General features: G+C 73.2%; 13 protein-coding genes, 1 pseudogene and 1 riboswitch. Of the genes and pseudogenes, 3 read left to right on the top strand and 11 right to left on the bottom strand.

The window, feature by feature from the left end:
• Positions 1 to 44: 44 nt before the first annotated feature.
• Entirely contained in the window at positions 45 to 1,667 is a 1,623-nt protein-coding gene (locus K7I03_RS07235; RefSeq protein WP_185943206.1) for an alpha/beta hydrolase, read from the bottom strand.
• Between the two features lie 158 nt (positions 1,668 to 1,825).
• Entirely contained in the window at positions 1,826 to 2,611 is a 786-nt protein-coding gene (locus tag K7I03_RS07230; RefSeq protein ID WP_185943205.1) for a TIGR04222 domain-containing membrane protein, read from the bottom strand.
• 157 nt (positions 2,612 to 2,768) lie between these two features.
• On the opposite strand from K7I03_RS07230, the gene K7I03_RS07225 reads away from it, so the two are divergent.
• The gene (locus K7I03_RS07225) at positions 2,769 to 3,482 is read left to right on the top strand and encodes a nuclease-related domain-containing protein (protein WP_185943204.1); all 714 of its coding nucleotides are present in this window, start codon (positions 2,769 to 2,771) and stop codon (positions 3,480 to 3,482) included.
• Between the two features lie 22 nt (positions 3,483 to 3,504).
• On the opposite strand, the gene K7I03_RS07220 is transcribed toward K7I03_RS07225, so the two are convergent.
• From K7I03_RS07220 to K7I03_RS07210, 3 genes are all read right to left on the bottom strand, one after another.
• Positions 3,505 to 3,750, bottom strand: coding sequence for a BlaI/MecI/CopY family transcriptional regulator (locus K7I03_RS07220; RefSeq protein ID WP_185943203.1), 246 nt, complete (start codon positions 3,748 to 3,750; stop codon positions 3,505 to 3,507).
• A 145-nt stretch (positions 3,751 to 3,895) separates the two neighbouring features.
• Positions 3,896 to 4,696, bottom strand: coding sequence for an alpha/beta fold hydrolase (locus tag K7I03_RS07215; RefSeq protein ID WP_185943202.1), 801 nt, complete (start codon positions 4,694 to 4,696; stop codon positions 3,896 to 3,898).
• Positions 4,697 to 4,808: 112 nt separating this feature from the next.
• The gene (locus K7I03_RS07210; protein WP_185943201.1) at positions 4,809 to 5,807 is read right to left on the bottom strand and encodes a LysR family transcriptional regulator; all 999 of its coding nucleotides are present in this window, start codon (positions 5,805 to 5,807) and stop codon (positions 4,809 to 4,811) included.
• 126 nt (positions 5,808 to 5,933) lie between these two features.
• On the opposite strand from K7I03_RS07210, the gene K7I03_RS07205 reads away from it, so the two are divergent.
• The gene (locus tag K7I03_RS07205) at positions 5,934 to 6,299 is read left to right on the top strand and encodes a darcynin family protein (protein WP_185943200.1); all 366 of its coding nucleotides are present in this window, start codon (positions 5,934 to 5,936) and stop codon (positions 6,297 to 6,299) included.
• A 60-nt stretch (positions 6,300 to 6,359) separates the two neighbouring features.
• Here the strand turns inward: K7I03_RS07205 and K7I03_RS07200 are convergent, their stop codons facing one another.
• The 3 genes and pseudogenes from K7I03_RS07200 to K7I03_RS07190 all read right to left on the bottom strand — a co-directional run bounded on the left by K7I03_RS07200 (position 6,360) and on the right by K7I03_RS07190 (position 10,428).
• Positions 6,360 to 8,024: an NRAMP family divalent metal transporter gene (locus K7I03_RS07200; protein WP_185943199.1), complete on the bottom strand. Its 1,665-nt coding sequence runs from the start codon at positions 8,022 to 8,024 to the stop codon at positions 6,360 to 6,362.
• Between the two features lie 332 nt (positions 8,025 to 8,356).
• Positions 8,357 to 8,530: riboswitch (M-box (ykoK) riboswitch) on the bottom strand.
• 216 nt (positions 8,531 to 8,746) lie between these two features.
• Positions 8,747 to 9,646: pseudogene (locus K7I03_RS34255) on the bottom strand (bile acid:sodium symporter family protein); the annotation flags it as partial.
• 431 nt (positions 9,647 to 10,077) lie between these two features.
• Positions 10,078 to 10,428 carry a helix-turn-helix domain-containing protein gene (locus K7I03_RS07190; protein WP_185943197.1) on the bottom strand — a complete coding sequence of 117 codons (351 nt, stop codon included), beginning with the start codon at positions 10,426 to 10,428 and terminating at the stop codon, positions 10,078 to 10,080.
• Positions 10,429 to 11,178: 750 nt separating this feature from the next.
• On the opposite strand from K7I03_RS07190, the gene K7I03_RS07185 reads away from it, so the two are divergent.
• Positions 11,179 to 12,300 carry an IS30 family transposase gene (locus K7I03_RS07185; RefSeq protein ID WP_185946280.1) on the top strand — a complete coding sequence of 374 codons (1,122 nt, stop codon included), beginning with the start codon at positions 11,179 to 11,181 and terminating at the stop codon, positions 12,298 to 12,300.
• A 90-nt stretch (positions 12,301 to 12,390) separates the two neighbouring features.
• Here K7I03_RS07185 and K7I03_RS07180 read toward each other — a convergent pair whose 3' ends face one another.
• The 3 genes from K7I03_RS07180 to K7I03_RS07170 all read right to left on the bottom strand — a co-directional run bounded on the left by K7I03_RS07180 (position 12,391) and on the right by K7I03_RS07170 (position 14,673).
• Positions 12,391 to 12,705, bottom strand: a complete 315-nt coding sequence (locus tag K7I03_RS07180; RefSeq protein ID WP_185943990.1) for an SCO5918 family protein — start codon at positions 12,703 to 12,705, stop codon at positions 12,391 to 12,393.
• A 50-nt stretch (positions 12,706 to 12,755) separates the two neighbouring features.
• Entirely contained in the window at positions 12,756 to 13,121 is a 366-nt protein-coding gene (locus tag K7I03_RS07175; protein ID WP_260630309.1) for a CBS domain-containing protein, read from the bottom strand.
• A gap of 61 nt (positions 13,122 to 13,182) precedes the next feature.
• On the bottom strand, positions 13,183 to 14,673 hold the full coding sequence (locus K7I03_RS07170; protein ID WP_185943991.1) for a DEAD/DEAH box helicase: 1,491 nt from the start codon (positions 14,671 to 14,673) through the stop codon (positions 13,183 to 13,185).
• Between the last annotated feature and the right edge of the window lies 1 nt (position 14,674).

Below are 14,674 nucleotides of genomic sequence, written 5' to 3'. Positions count from 1 at the left end.
GCCGGGCTTGGGAGGCCCGGCCGGCGGCCGTTCTCGTCGCGGTCTCAGGTCGCCCGTGGCTCCGGGCGGCCCGCGCACGTCACGTTCCGGGTCGGCAGCTCACCCGTGAGCAGGTACTTCTCGAAGTACCCGTTGACGCAGGCGTTCGGGCCGCCGCCGATCCCGTGCGTCCCCGCGTCCCGCTCGGTGACCAGGGCCGCCGAGCCGCGCAGCCGGCGCAGCAGCTCCAGGGCGCCCGCGTACGGGGTGGCCGCGTCCCGTTCGGCGGCCAGCAGCAGGACGGGCGGCAGCGCCCTGCGGGCCGTCCCGACCTCGAACGGCCGCTGCCGCGGCGCTTTCCAGTAGGCGCACGGCAGGTTCATGAAGGCGTTGCTCCACGTCTCGAACGGCGCCCGCCGGGCCAGGTGGTCGTTGTCGCGGTTCCACCGGGACCAGTCGCGCGGCCAGGACGCGTCGTTGCACTCGACGGCCGTGTAGACGGCGTTGCCGTTCTCTGCGGCCGGGCTCCCGGAGGCGCCGCCGCCGGCGAGGGCGACCAACTGCCCCTCGTCGCCGCGCAGATACGCGGCGAGCGCCCCCGCCGCCCGCGCCCAGGCGGTGTCCGTGTAGCCGGCCTTGAGGAACAGGGCCTGGAGCTGCGCCGGCCCGACCTTGCCGCCCGCGGGACGGCGGCGCAGCCGGTCGACGGCCTTGTGGTACGCGGCCAGCACCTCGTGCTCGGTGCGGCCCAGGCGGTAGACGGCGTGGTGCCGGGCCGCCCAGCGGCGCCAGTCGTACCAGCGGCGCTCGAAGGCGGCGGACTGGTCGAGGTTGTTCTGGTACCAGATCTTGCGCGGGGACGGGTTGACGACGCTGTCGAAGACCATGCGCCGGACGTGCCCGGGGAAGAGGGTGGCGTAGACGGCGCCGAAGTACGTCCCGTACGACGCCCCGACATAGTTGAGCCGCCGCTCGCCGAGGGCCGCGCGCAGGACGTCGAGGTCGCGGGCGTTGTTGCGGCTGGTGAAGTGCCGGAGGTCGGGGCCGGCCTTGCGGAGGCAGCCCCGCGCGTACGCCTTGGCCTGGGCGATCCGCTGCCGTTTGTACGCGGCGGTGGGGTGCTCGGGGGCGTCGCTCGGGCCGCGCTCGAAGCGGGCCGGGTCCACGCAGGAGAGCGGGGCGGAGCGGCCGACGCCGCGCGGCGCGTAGCCGATGAAGTCGTACGCCTCGGCGAGCCTCTTCCACGCCGGCAGACCGGCCAGCAGCGGGAAGATCATCCCGGAGCCGCCGGGGCCGCCGGGGTTGAAGACGAGCGCGCCCTGCCGGAGCGAGCGGTCGCCGGTGGCGTGGCCCCTGCTGACGGTGAGGCTGATGTGCTTGCCGTTGGGGCGGGCGTAGTCCACCGGGACGGAGAACGTGCCGCACTCCACGGGTGCGGGCAGGCCCTCGACGGCCGGGCAGGCGCCGAACGCGATGCCCTTGGCCGCGGCCCGCTCGGCCGCGAGCGCCACGCCGCGGGCCTCGGCGGGGCTGTCGGCGGCGGAGGGTGCTGTGGGGCCCGCGGGGGCCGTGGGGACTGAGGGGGAGTGGAGTGTTCCGGTGCCGTGGGCGGCCGGAGCGGAGGCGAGGGTGGTGAGGCCGGTGAGGAGGAGGGATCCGACGGTTCCGTAGAGGGCGACTGCGCGCACGGGCGTCCCTTCATATCTATTTGCGACAAAAGGGATATTCGATTCGCAGACCGGCGAAGTAAAGCACCGGGGGGAGATGTCGGGGGAGTTGGGCCCGATGGACCCCGCCCCCGCCCCGCCCCCGTCCCGGGCGGACCCCGAGCGCGGCCCGTGGCGCGTCAGTAGCGGTGGGCCGCCAGGGTCTCCGCGAGGGCGGCGCGCAGTTCCGGGTCGCGGAGGGCGCGGCGGCCGTGGACGGCCAGTGAGGTGAGCAGGCCGACGTCGTCCTGCCCGGTGTCGTCGGCCGGGCGGACCACCGGCGCCTGGTCGAGGAGCGCCCGGCCGGCGGTGGAGGCCCAGAGGGTGTCGGGGTTCACCTCGTACCGCGCGATGGCCAGGCAGCCGGCGGTCAGCACCAGCGGCACGGCCAGCCAGCCGGCGGTCCGCCCGAACGCGGCGCCGTCCGGCAGCGTCAGCAGCGTGGCCACCGCGGTGAGCAGGGACAGCACACAGGCCGCCCGGACCTGCCGGACGGCACCGGCGACCTCCTGGCGGACCCGCGCGGGCACCACCAGGCCGGCGGCCGTGAGCCGGTCCGCGAGGGCGCGCACCGCGTCGGCCGTGCCGTGCGCGGCGCGTATGCGCGGCACGGGGGACTGGCCGTCGGGGCCCATCGCGGTGATCACCGACCGCTCGACCTCGTCCCGGCCCACCGGGTCGACGACGGTCGCCCACCCCGTATGGGCCAGCAGCAGCCGCCGCTGCCGGGCCATCGCGACCAGCGTGAGGTCGGTGACCCGGCCCGGGCCGCCGTTCAGAAATGCCGTCTCGTACAGCGTCAGGGCGTCGAACCCGGCGGCGGCCGGGCCGGGCGCGGGGCCCGCCGCCGCCATCGCGGCGTGGCACAGACGGGCGCAGGCGGCGACGGCGACCACGCACGTCACGATCAGCAGAACGACCCACATACGGGTGTTCTACTCGACGGCTCGCCTCTCGCGCACCTCCATGTCCGGAATGCGGACTTTGGTGGGGTGGTGTGCGGGACCCGCACCCGACCCGGCGAGCGGCGTACGGGTCCGGCGCCGCCGTCCTGCGGCAAGATGGCGGGTGGGGGTGATGGGCGTGCGCGAGCGGCCGGGAACGGGAGCCGGAGCGGGTCCGGGGGCGAAGGGCGGGGCGGTCGGGCGGAGGTACGACCCGGACCGGCTGTTCCTGCCTCCCGACGACGACCTGGCACCCAACCGCCCCGGCGAGACCCTCCGCGCCCGGCTCGACACGTCCCGCGCCGGCCGCGGCACCCTCCTGCTGGCCCGGCTGCTCGGCCGCCGGCCCGTGGAGGACCGCTGGCGCCGGGCCCTGGCCGCCGAACAGCAGGTCGGAGCGGCCCTGGACGGTCTGACCGCGGGCGGCTGGGAGGTGCTGCACTCCGTCGTCCTGCCCGGCGACGCCGTCATCCCGCACCTGCTGATCGGCCCCGGCGGCGTCTTCGCCGTCCTCGTCGAACCCACCCGGCGCACCCCGGCGCGGACGGACGACGCCGCGATCCGCGTCCCCCGCGAACGCCACCCCCGCCCCGCCGTCCGCCACGCCCGCCAGACCGCGGCCCGCGCCTCCCTCGTCCTCACCCGCGGCTGCGGCTTCCCGGTCCCGGTGGGCCCGGTCGTCGTCCTGACGGGCGCCACGGAGGTGCACGACGAGTCCGAGCGCGGCGACGTGCGTGTGCTGACGCTGCGTCAGGTGGCGGGGCTGGGGGTCCTCGGGGGCGTCCTCCACCCGGACCGCGTGGACCGCGTCCACACGGTGGCGCGCAACCGGCGGCTGTGGCTGGGGTGTTGAGGGGCCGCCGACGGCGGCGCGGTCAGACCGCCGCGTACGCGTACCCCCGGCCCCGGGGCGTGCGGGTGAGCATGTGCTTGCCGTGCAGGCGGCGGAGGATGATCACGACGGTGCAGTAGGTGAGGGCGCCCGGCAGTTCCCGCTGGACCTCGCGCGGGGTCAGCGGGGTGCCCGCTCGGCGCAGGGCCGCGAGGACCTCGCACTCCAGCGCGCCGCTCGCGCGGCGGCGGCCGCGGCGTACCGCGGTGGCAGGTGTGCCCGCTCCCATGTCCCCGGTTCCTCCACTGTCCGGCGTGCACGACGTGATCACGTGGTGCGGGGGTCCGGTCACGGACCCGACAGACGAGTGTAAGGGGCCGCCCGGGAACGCGGCGGAACGGAGGGGGTGCGCCCGGGTGCCCCCGGGCGCGCGGTCACGCGGTGGGCGCCGTCGTGTCGTCGAGGAAGGCGCGAGTGAGGGACGCCAGCCCGCTCGGGTCGCCGAACCAGTCCATGTGGCCCTGGCCGGGGACCCCCACGAGGCGGCTGCCGGGGATCGCGGCGTGCAGGTCCCGCGAACCGGAGAACGGGATCATCGCGTCGTCCGCGAACCCCACGACCAGGGTCGGCGCGGTGATGCGCGGCAGCAGGCCGCGGATGTCGACGCGCAGCCCGAGCTCGATCTGGCGGAGCATGCCGACGGGCGGCCAGGCGTCGTCGAGGTACCGCGCGAGCCCGTCGTGGCCGAAGCCGTCGAGGGCGGCCGCGCCGTAGCCCGTCAGCGCGCAGAACCGCTTGAACAGCTCGCGGTCCGTACGGCCCAGCCGGAGCCAGGTCTCGAAGTAGAACCGGTCGCGGGGCCCGGTCGAGTGGGACCAGCCGGCGACCAGGACGAGGCGGCGCACCAGCCCGGGGTGCTCGGCGGCGACGGCCGCGGCCGCGACCGCGCCCAGCGAGAAGCCGAGGAGGTCGACTGGACCGTCGACCGCGGCGCGCGCCGCCCCGGCGACCTGGGCGGCGATGAGGTCCATGGTGAGCGGATCGCCGTCGTCGGCGGTCAGGCCGCTGCCGCTGAAGTTGGGGCGGACGACCGTGTGGTCGCCGGCGAAGTACGGCACGACGCCGCCGAAGACCTTCTCGGCGTCCCCGCCGGTGCCGTGCACCAGGACCAGGCCCGGACCCCGGCCCTCGCTCTCGTAGTGGACGCGGGTGTCGCGAACGGTGGTGAAGGGCATGCCGACTCCCTGGGTCGCCCGTCGTCGACGAGCGGTGGTGATGAGCGCTGAACGGTCGTTCGCATCATGTGGCCGGCACGGACACGGGGTCGACGAGATCGGGGGTTCTCTGTCACAACCCGCTCTCACCGGGCGGGAGTTCGGGGGACGGGGGATGGTCCCGCGCCGACGGGACGCTCCCGGTCAGCGTCCGGCGGACGGCCTCGCGGAGCCAGCGGTGGGCTCCGTCGGCGGCGTGGCGCGGGTGCCAGGCCATGCCCATGGCCACGGGCGGGAGCGGCAGGGGGACGTCGAGGAGGCGGAGGCCGAGGGCGGTGGCGGTCCGGGTGAGGGGCGAGGGGGCGGCGCCGGGGACGGCGGCGGGGACGAGGCAGACGACGTCGCTGTGGGCGACGAGGTGCATCGCGGCCAGGTGGCTGGGGAGGACGGCGGTGACCCGCCGGCGGAGGTCCCGCTCGGCGAGGGCGGCGTCGAGGGGCCCGGTGAACCGGCCGCGGCGGCTGACCGCGACGTGTTCCGCGGCGGCGAGCCGGGCCGGGGTCAGCGGCTCCCCGGCGAGCGGGTGACCGGGCCGGACGGCGGCGGCCATCCGCAGCGTGACCAGCTCCTCGACGCGGGTCTCGGGGTCGACGTGGTCGATCACCCCGACCTCCAGGTCGATCCGCCCGTCGCGGAGGGCCGGCCCGGCCTCCAGCTCCTCCGCCCGCAGCCGCAGCGAGACCCCCGGCGCCTCCTCCCGGGCCAGCTCCAGCAGCCCGGGGGCGAGCGCCGCGCCGACCAGGTCGGCGGCCTGGAGGGTGAACGTGCCGCGCAGGGAGGCCGGGTCGACTTCCGCGCCGGGGCTGAGCAGCGCCCCGAGGCGGCGTACCACCTCCGCCGCCTCGTCCCGCAGCTCCTGGGCGCGCGGGGTCGGCACCATGCGCTGTCCGGCCCGGACGAGGAGGGGGTCCTGGAGGACCCGGCGGAGCCGGGCCAGGGTGCGGCTCATGGCCGCGGGCGAGGTGTGCAGGCGCGCGGCGGCGCGGGTGACGCTCCGCTCGGCCAGCAGGGCGTCCAGGGCGACGGCGAGCTGGGCGTCGATCACCGGTTCAGGGCTGGTCACCAGGGTCATTCCGTTCCCGGCAATGATGCGTTGCCGAAGTTCCCATTGTGGCAACAGGGTGCCACTTCCCAGGATGGGAGGCGTAACGATCCGGCACGAACCCCCACTTCACTGAATTTCACCGAAGGAATCACTGTGTCCACTCAGGAAACCGAAGCCCCCGTCACCGCCTTCATGCTCGTCAAGACCACGCGCGCCTGGCTCGACAAGACCCCCGAGGAGCGGATGCACGCCCTCACCACCGAGATCGTCCCCGTGATCGAGGCCAGGACCACCGGCGTCCGGTCCCGCTTCTTCGACACCGAGTTCTACTCGACGCGCGTCACCGACGTCTGGCTCTGGGAGGCCCGCGACCACGCGGCGTACCAGCTCCTGATCGACGCGCTGCGGGAAACGCCGTTCTGGGACCACTACTTCGAGGTCGTCGACCTCCTCGTCGGCGTGGAGAACGGCTACGCCCGCACGTACGGCTTCGACACCGCGGCGACCATCAGCACCTGACGCGGCGGCCGGGGCCGGTGCCTCCCGGGCCGCGGGGCTCGGGAGGCACCGGCCGAATGCTCAGCCGCCGAAGGCGAGTTGCGTGACGCGGACGACGACCAGGACCGTCGCCGCGAGCAGGTAGACGCGCAGGGCGGTGAGGCCGACCTTGCGGCCGGTGGAGACGAGGGGCCGGGGCAACTCGCGCAGGGGCGGCATCCGCCAGTTCTCCCTGCCGGTGCGGTCGACGGGCCCGGCGGGGGTCCAGCCCTTGCGGCGGCGGCGCGTCTCGGCGTAGCCCAGGGCGAGGATACCGGCGACGCCGCAGACCCCCATGATGTCGAGGATCGCGGCGGAGCCGATGTCCGGGAAGAGGACGGCCGCGGTCAGGATGACGGACAGGGTGACGAGGACGGCGACGACGAGGGAGGTGAACACGTTCATCGCGCGTCCGTTGACCCACGGCCCGAGGACGGCCTTGTCGTTGCAGAGCAGGAGCAGGAAGACCGAGGCGGAGGGCAGCAGGACGCCGGCGAGGGTCTGTACGCCCTCGGTCAGCAGGCCGAGCGGTGAGCCCGGGATGACGACGATGACCGCGGCGGCGAGGACGAGCCCGGCGAAGACGGCGTAGAAGCCCTTGGCGCCCCTGACGCCGCGGTGCAGGGAGTGCTTGAGGCCCATGACGTCGCCGATGGCGTAGGCGGTGGAGAGGGAGACGGCGGAGGCGCCGATGACCGACGCGTCGAGCAGCGCGACGGCGAACAGCACGCCCGCGGTCTTCCCCGCGTACCTCTCCAGACCGGTCGCCACGTCACCGGCGTCGGTGAAGTGGCCGAACTCCCCGTGCCCGGCGAACGCGGCGGCGCAGAAGCCCATCATCGCGGCGGCGCCGATGACGACGATCCCGATGCCCAGCCACAGGTCCGCCTTCTCGTACCGCATGAAGCGCGGGGTGATGCGCTTGTCGATCACGTACGACTGCTGGAAGAACAGCTGCCACGGCGCCACGGTCGTGCCGACGATCGCGATGATCAGCAGCATGACGTCCGACAGCCGGGCGTGCTGCGGCATGCCGGGGACGACGAGGTCGTGCGCCATCCGCCCGGTGGCGGGGTGCACGATGAAGTAGACGGGGACGAGCAGCAGCGAGCCGGCGCACAGCAGGATCGCGGTGCGCTCGAAGCGGCGGAACGAGCCGGTGGACGCGGCGGCCACCACGATCACGGCGGCCAGCAGCACGCTCGGCACCTTCGGCAGCCCGAGATAGCCGACGGCCAGCGTGATGCCGATGAACTCCGTGACGAGCGTGAGGGCGTTGAGCAGGAACAGGTCGATGACGGAGAACGCGCCCCAGAACCTGCCGAACCGCTCCAGGATCAGCCGCGCGTGCCCGACCCCGGTGACGGCGCCGAGCCGCAGCACCATCTCCTGGTTCACGTACAGCACGGGTATCAGCAGGACGAGGGTCCACAGCAGGCTGGTGCCGTAGTCCTGTCCCGCCTGGGTGTAGGTGCCGAAGGCGCCGGCGTCGTTGTCGCCGACCATCACGATCAGCCCGGGGCCGACGATCGCGAGCAGCGTCTTGAGCCTGGCGGACAGGCCCCGGCGCGGAGCCGTGTCGTCCAGCCTGATGGTGCCCAGGGCGCCGCGGATGTCGCCGACGTGGGCGTCGTCGAGCACGGCGGTGGTGCGGGGCGCGGGTACGGTCGGAGCGGTGGTCGGAGCGGTGGTGGTGAGGTCGGTCATGACAGCCTCCCGGTTCCCCCCGTCGGGGGAGGTCTGGGGCGCGCGGCGGCGATCCTCCCCGCGAGCGGGCAGCACGAGGACCCGAGGCGGCGGGGTGCCGCGACGGGAACGGGCCGCGTCGGCTGTCGCGCGGAAGAGCGCGGGGAAGGGTCGGGGAAGGTGCGGGGAAGGTCGTTACCGTGTGCCGGAGGTCAACGAGGACATACGGATGAGGGGCCTACTGTGGCCCGGACTGTGGCTGGTGCCGTCCATGTCTCTCGCCTCCTCCCGGCCGGGGCGCGCGCGGGCGCCGTAACGGACACGGCAAGGAGCCAGCCGGCCCGGAAGGGAGCGGCTCACCCCAACTCGTCAGAGCTTTGGCACTCCACGGCGTAATCCCCCGGCAGGGGCAGCCACTTGGGATCACCCCTTAGGCCGGGGAGATCTGTCCTGACCCTGGGCGTCTCTCGACGTCGTGGGGTCAGTGGCCTGTGTCCGTGAAGACGCCTCACCGAACGAGGTGCCTCAAGCGTTGTCGAACGTCCAGCAGCATAGCGCGACACTTGCGTCGGGACGCAAGTGTTTGACTCAACCTTGACGCCCGGGCGCCGCCGGCGCCGCCGCTCGCGTGGGGGAGGGGAGGCCGGGAGGCCGGAGGTGCTGGGCGGTGTGCCCGCCGCGCCCGCGACGATCTTCTGCGGCAGGCTGTAGGAGAGGATCGGCAGCAGCACTTCTGGGCGGTGGGAGAGCCGGCAGGCGGCCAGCACGGCGGCGGCGCCGCTGTTGTTCATGCCGGTGGCGAAGGTGAGGGAGATGCCGTCCGGCCGGTCGCAGCGCGTCCAGGAGGACAGCCACCGGCCGCAGTAAAAGGCCAGGCAGCACACCGCGCCGGACAGGACGAGGGCGAGCAGCAGCAGGTCCGGGTGGGCGAGGGCCTGCCCCAGGGCGCCGGCCGCGTTGACGTAGCACAGCAGCAGGATGTTCACGAGGTTGACCGCCTTGACCGCCTTGACCGCGGGCAGGACGCGGCGGACCCGCTCCTCGCCGAGCAGCATCCGCGCGAGGACGCCCACCAGACACGGCAGCACCACCGACACGAGCGCGAACACCCCGGCCCCGGTACGGGCGATGACATCGACCTTGGCGGTGTCGTCCAGGGCACCGGCACCGTAAGGGCCCACCAGCACGCCGGCCACATGCATCCCGAGCGGAACGGTGAGCGGGCTGAGCAGGGTGGAACCGATGACCATCGCGACGACCAGGGGAACGTTCCCGCCCGCGTTCTGCCCCCAGGAGGCCGCACCGCCCGCGATCGGCATCGCCAGCACCAGCATGAGCCCGACCACCAGCCCCTCCGCCTCGGCCGGATCGGGCCAGGTGCGCAGACCGAGCGCCAGCAGTGGAAGCACGATCAGGGGCGACAGGGCGTTGGCGGCGACCCCGAGCACCAGCCGCACCGGCCGCCGCACCACCACCCGCAGCTCGGCGAGCCGGACCCCCAGGCCCGCGTTGAACAGCATGACCGCCAACAACACCATGGGGGGCGTCAGTTCCCCCGCCCCCGCGGGAGCCGGAACCGCCGCCGCGCGGAGCGCCTCACCGGGGGCCGGGAACACCCCGGCCAGGACGTAGCAGGCCAGCATCAAGCCGAGCAGCCACCGCTGCGTGGCCTGCAGGATGGTCGTCACGCAGGAAAGTTTATTGGTGACGCGGTGCCATATCGGCCGCACGTCGGGCGAGTTGACGCCGGTCCGCATGGGGTGACGGCGCCCCGTCGTCCGGCTACAGCCGCGACGGTGCCGGGCTTCGGCGGGCCTGACTCCGCGCGTACGCCTGCTCGCGCCCTGGCGCCTGCTCGTCCCGTGGCGCCTGCTTGTGTCCTGGCGGGCGAGGGGCTCCGTCGGCGCGCGGGAGCGGTCGGGAGCGCCCGCGCAGCACCGGGTGGCCGGCGGTCACAGATCCAGGTGTAATCCCGTAGAAGGCGGGAGGGTGGACGCCATCGGCCGGAGGCCCGGCCGGCGGTGGCAGCAGCCGTCAACGGGTGCCGACCCGCGAGCGCCCCCGCGCCCCGTGATCAGCTCGGACGGGGGCTGGAACCTCCGGATGCCTCCTGTGAGGCGCGGCGGTACTCGGCGTTTATGCGCTGGGCTTCCTCAAGCTGGTCCTCGAGGATGACGATGCGGCAAGCGGCCTCGATCGGGGTGCCCCGGTCGACGAGTTCGCGGGCGCGGGCGGCGATCCGCAGTTGGTAACGGGAGTACCGGCGGTGTCCGCCCTCCGAGCGCAGCGGAGTGATCAGACGGGCCTCGCCGATGGCCCGGAGGAAGGCAGGGGTCGTGCCGAGCATCTCGGCGGCCCGGCCCATGGTGTACGCCGGATAGTCATCGTCGTCCAGGCGGTCGCTGAGCGGTGTGTCTGCTGTCATGTCACCTCGTTGTGCAACGCGTCGAGGGGCCCTGGTGCCGTACGGCACCAGGGCCCCGAAGGAAATTCAACACCATCCGTCGGCCCTAATGCTCTGCCGACCTTCTGTTTCCGCTGTCCGGCCCGTGAGGGGCGGGGTGCGGGGATCGCGGCTGCGTGACCGGGGACCACCATCCAATCGGGGGTCTTGCGGTACCCGGACCGAGGGTTTCCCGGGCCGGGCGATCCTGATGGCGTCTGCTCCTCCGTCCTTCTTCCGAACCAAAACGGGTACTGCGGTACTGCATCGGTACTGCCGGTGGCAGCCCCTCGACCTGCGGGCCGCCCAGTGCGGTTCCCAGCCCCGTCGCCGTCCTGCGAACGCCTTGGCTTCGGAGCTCCGGAACCGCACCGACCTGCGAACTTCGAATGTCGCTACCCGCCAGTTCATGTCTGCCGGGTCTCACTTGACCGTGTCGACGAGAAAAAGACTAACCGTGCCGGGCGGCAATGTCTACGCTGACAAACACAGATTTTGAGGCTCGCGGGCCGCAGACACGGTGGCCCGCGACAAGGGCACCGGACCCAGGCCGTCGGAGCCCCGAAAAAGCGGTGAGGGCCCCGCCGACACGTGCTTGGGTTCTAGTGGTCGTCGCAACACCCCAGTTCAAGGGGTGCGATGGACGTCGAGAGCGGCAGGGTACGGAAGCGTCCGGGGCATGCTCCTTTGATCCATAAACGGGAGGAATACTTCCGGCTTGTGGATCAAGGAATGAGCTTCGCGGAGGCCAGCCGGATTGTCGGCATCAACCTCCGCACAGGCAAGCGCTGGCGAAACGGCCGTCATGCCTCTGGCGGCCGGAAGGCGGTACCACCGGTCAACGCGGTGGTACCGCCTTCCGGCCCGTCCCGGTATCTGTGCGAGGCCGACCGCATCCACATAGCCGACCGGCTGCTGGAGAAGGCCACGGTCCGCGCCATCGCGGCGGAGCTGGGCCGCAGCCCGTCCACCGTCAGCCGTGAGATCCGCCGCAACCGGCATCCGGTCAACGGCCAGTACCGGCCTTATGCCGCCCAGGTCCGCGCTGATGCCCGCCGGCCCCGGCCCAAGACCGGGAAGATCGGGCAGAACCCTGCCCTGCGGGACTTCATCCAGGCCCGCCTGGCCCTACGGTGGAGTCCCGAGCAGATCTGTCAGGCTCTGCGGGAGAACTTCCCCGAGCGGCCGGAGATGCACGTGGTCCACGAGACCGTCTATCAGGCCCTCTACGTCCAGGGCCGCGGCGAACTCCGCCGCGAACTCACCCGAGCCCTGCGCACCGGACGTACCCGCCGCAAACCGCACCGCCAGGCCCAGCACCGTCAGGCCAGGTTCTCCACCCCGATGATCATGATCGGCGAGCGCCCCGCCGAGGCCGACGACCGGGCCGTGCCCGGCCACTGGGAAGGCGACCTCATCATCGGCAAGGACAGCGGCTCGGCAATCGGCACCCTGGTCGAGCGCGCCACCCGCTACACGATGCTGGTGCACCTCCCCGACGGCCGCAGCGCGGAACGCATGCGCGACGCCCTGGTGAACACCGTCCAGAGCCTGCCCGGCCACCTGACCCGCTCACTGACCTGGGACCAGGGCGCCGAGATGGCCGCCCACGGCTCCTTCACCCTCGCCACCGACATCCCCGTCTACTTCTGCGACCCCGCCAGCCCCTGGCAGCGCGGATCGAACGAGAACACCAACGGCCTGCTGCGGCAGTACTTCCCCAAGGGCACCGACCTCTCGGTCCACCCCCGCGAGCACCTCAACGCCGTCGCCGCCGAACTCAACGGCCGCCCACGCAAAACGCTCGGCTGGGAAACCCCAGCCGAGCGCCTGCATAAACTGCTCACGGCCTGATCAAACCAACCCAGTGTTGCGACGATCCCTAGAAACCGCCCGTGTCGGCGGGGCCCTCACAAGGTTCTGGTGGCGGTCGACCGCCCGTCTTCACGCCTCCGGGGAGGCGATGCCTCCGAGCAGTGCCGAGGCGGCCCGGAGCGCGGTGGAGACGTTCGGCGGCGCGGCCGCGGGGCGATCGTGGCAGGTGAAGCCGAGGCAGGCCATGGCCCGGACCACTTCGCCGCTGGTGAAGTCGCGGCGGTCCTGTCGGGTGATGACCTGGCCCACTTGCTTGACCGGGTAGCGGCGGCGGCCGATGGTCACGGACTCATCCGTGACGAGCTCGGGCGCGACGCCCTTCATCGAGGCCGCCACCCCGCTCTTGGTCAGCTCGAACGGGTACCGGGCGATGACACAGCGCATGATGCCTCACAGCGGAGAGGAGGACGGGCACACCTGGCGAGGTGGAGGGGTCAGCGGGCGAGGGCGAGAACGTCCGGGGCGGGGACGTGCTCACCGACGGCCCCGGTCCGGGCGCCGGGCGGGACGAACGGTCCGGCGAGGACGTCCCGTAGGCGGAGCCGGTCCGTGTAGGTGAGGCTGCCGCGGAGAACGGCGAGCCGGGCAAGGGTGATCAGGCCGGTGCTCTGGTCGTCCCCGTCGCAGAGGACGAGGTGATCGACACGGGCGCCGGCCATGAGGGCCAGAGCCACCTCGACCGTCATGTCGTCACGGACCCGTGGTCCGGACGCGCCCCTGCCATCGGTCAGGGCCACGGACACGGCCACGGTCTTGGGGGAGGGATCCACTCCGTGCTGCTGCGTTCGCGACGGTGCCATACGCGCCTCCTGGCGGAAAAGGGGAAAAGCGGGAAGGGATGGGCTTGTGAGCGCGGCGGTGCTACGCGGCCGAGCCGAAGCCGTTCTGTCGCCGTGGCCCGCGGGACCCCGCTTCACCGGCGGACCGGCCCCGGCCGGTGTGGCCGCGGCGCCCCCGGCGGGCCTGGGACGGGGAAGCCGGTCCACGGCGGCGTTCCCCGTCCGGCGCGGTGATGACGACCGGGACACCGGAAGGGGCCTGGGCGCCCGTGATGCGGCTCAGCTCCGCCTCGCCCGAACGCACCTGGGCGACGTGAGGGGTGATGCCCGCCGAGACCATCAGCCGGCTCATCCCGCGCCGCTGACCAGGAGTCACCAGGGTGACGACGCTGCCGGACGCGCCGGCGCGGGCCGTGCGGCCGCCGCGGTGCAGATAGTCCTTGTGGTCGCCGGGCGGATCCACATTGACGACCAGGTCGAGGTCGTCGACGTGGATCCCGCGCGCCGCGACGTTGGTCGCCACCAGGACCGTCACATGCCCGCTCCTGAACCGGGCCAGTGTCCGGGTGCGCTGCGGCTGGGACTTGCCGCCGTGCAGGGCCGCGGCGCGGACACCGCTGCTCAGCAGGTGCTCGGTCAGCCGGTCCACCGCGTGCTTGGTGTCGAGGAACATGATCACTCGACCGTCCCGCGCCGCGATCTCGGTGGTCGTCCGGTGCTTGTCCGCGTCGTGCACGTGGAGGATGTGGTGCTCCATCGTGGTGACCGCGCCCGCCGACGGGTCGACGGAGTGCACCACCGGATCCGTCAGGTAGCGGCGGACCAGAAGGTCGACGTTGCGGTCCAGGGTGGCCGAGAAGAGCATCCGCTGCCCGTCGGGACGCACCTGGTCGAGCAGGGCGGTGACCTGGGGCATGAAGCCCATGTCGGTCATCTGGTCGGCCTCGTCGAGGACCGTGACGCCGACGCCGTCCAGCCGGCAGTCGCCCCGGTCGATGAGGTCCTTGAGCCGCCCGGGCGTCGCGACGACCACCTCGGCCCCGGTGCGCAGCGCACCGGCCTGCCGTCCGACGGACATCCCGCCGACGACGGTGGCCAGCCGCAGGCCCACGGAGCGGGCGTACGGGGCGAGCGCGTCGGCGACCTGCTGGGCGAGCTCCCGGGTGGGGACGAGGACGAGGGCGAGCGGCTGCCGTGGCTCGGCACGCCGCCCCGCCGTACGGGCCAGTACGGCGAGGCCGAAGGCGAGGGTCTTGCCCGAGCCGGTGCGGCCCCGGCCGAGCACGTCACGGCCGGCCAGGGAGTTCGGCAGGGTCGCCGCCTGGATCGGGAACGGTACGGTCACGCCTTCGTGGCCGAGCGCGGCCAGCAGCCGCGCGGGCATGGCGAGATCGGCGAAGGCCCCGACGGCGGGCAGTGCCGGCGTGATCGTCTTCGGCGGCGCGAATTCGCCCCGCACGGCCTGGCGATTTCCGTTTCCGCGGGTTTCGGATCGGCGCGGGCCACCGGAGCGGTGGGCGGCGGTGCCTCCTCCGGCGCGGTCATGTGTGCGGGTGGGGCGGGAATACTTCATG

The organism is Streptomyces mobaraensis (assembly GCF_020099395.1).
GTDB lineage: Bacteria > Actinomycetota > Actinomycetes > Streptomycetales > Streptomycetaceae > Streptomyces.
This window is presented reverse-complemented; position numbering and strand designations above follow the sequence as displayed.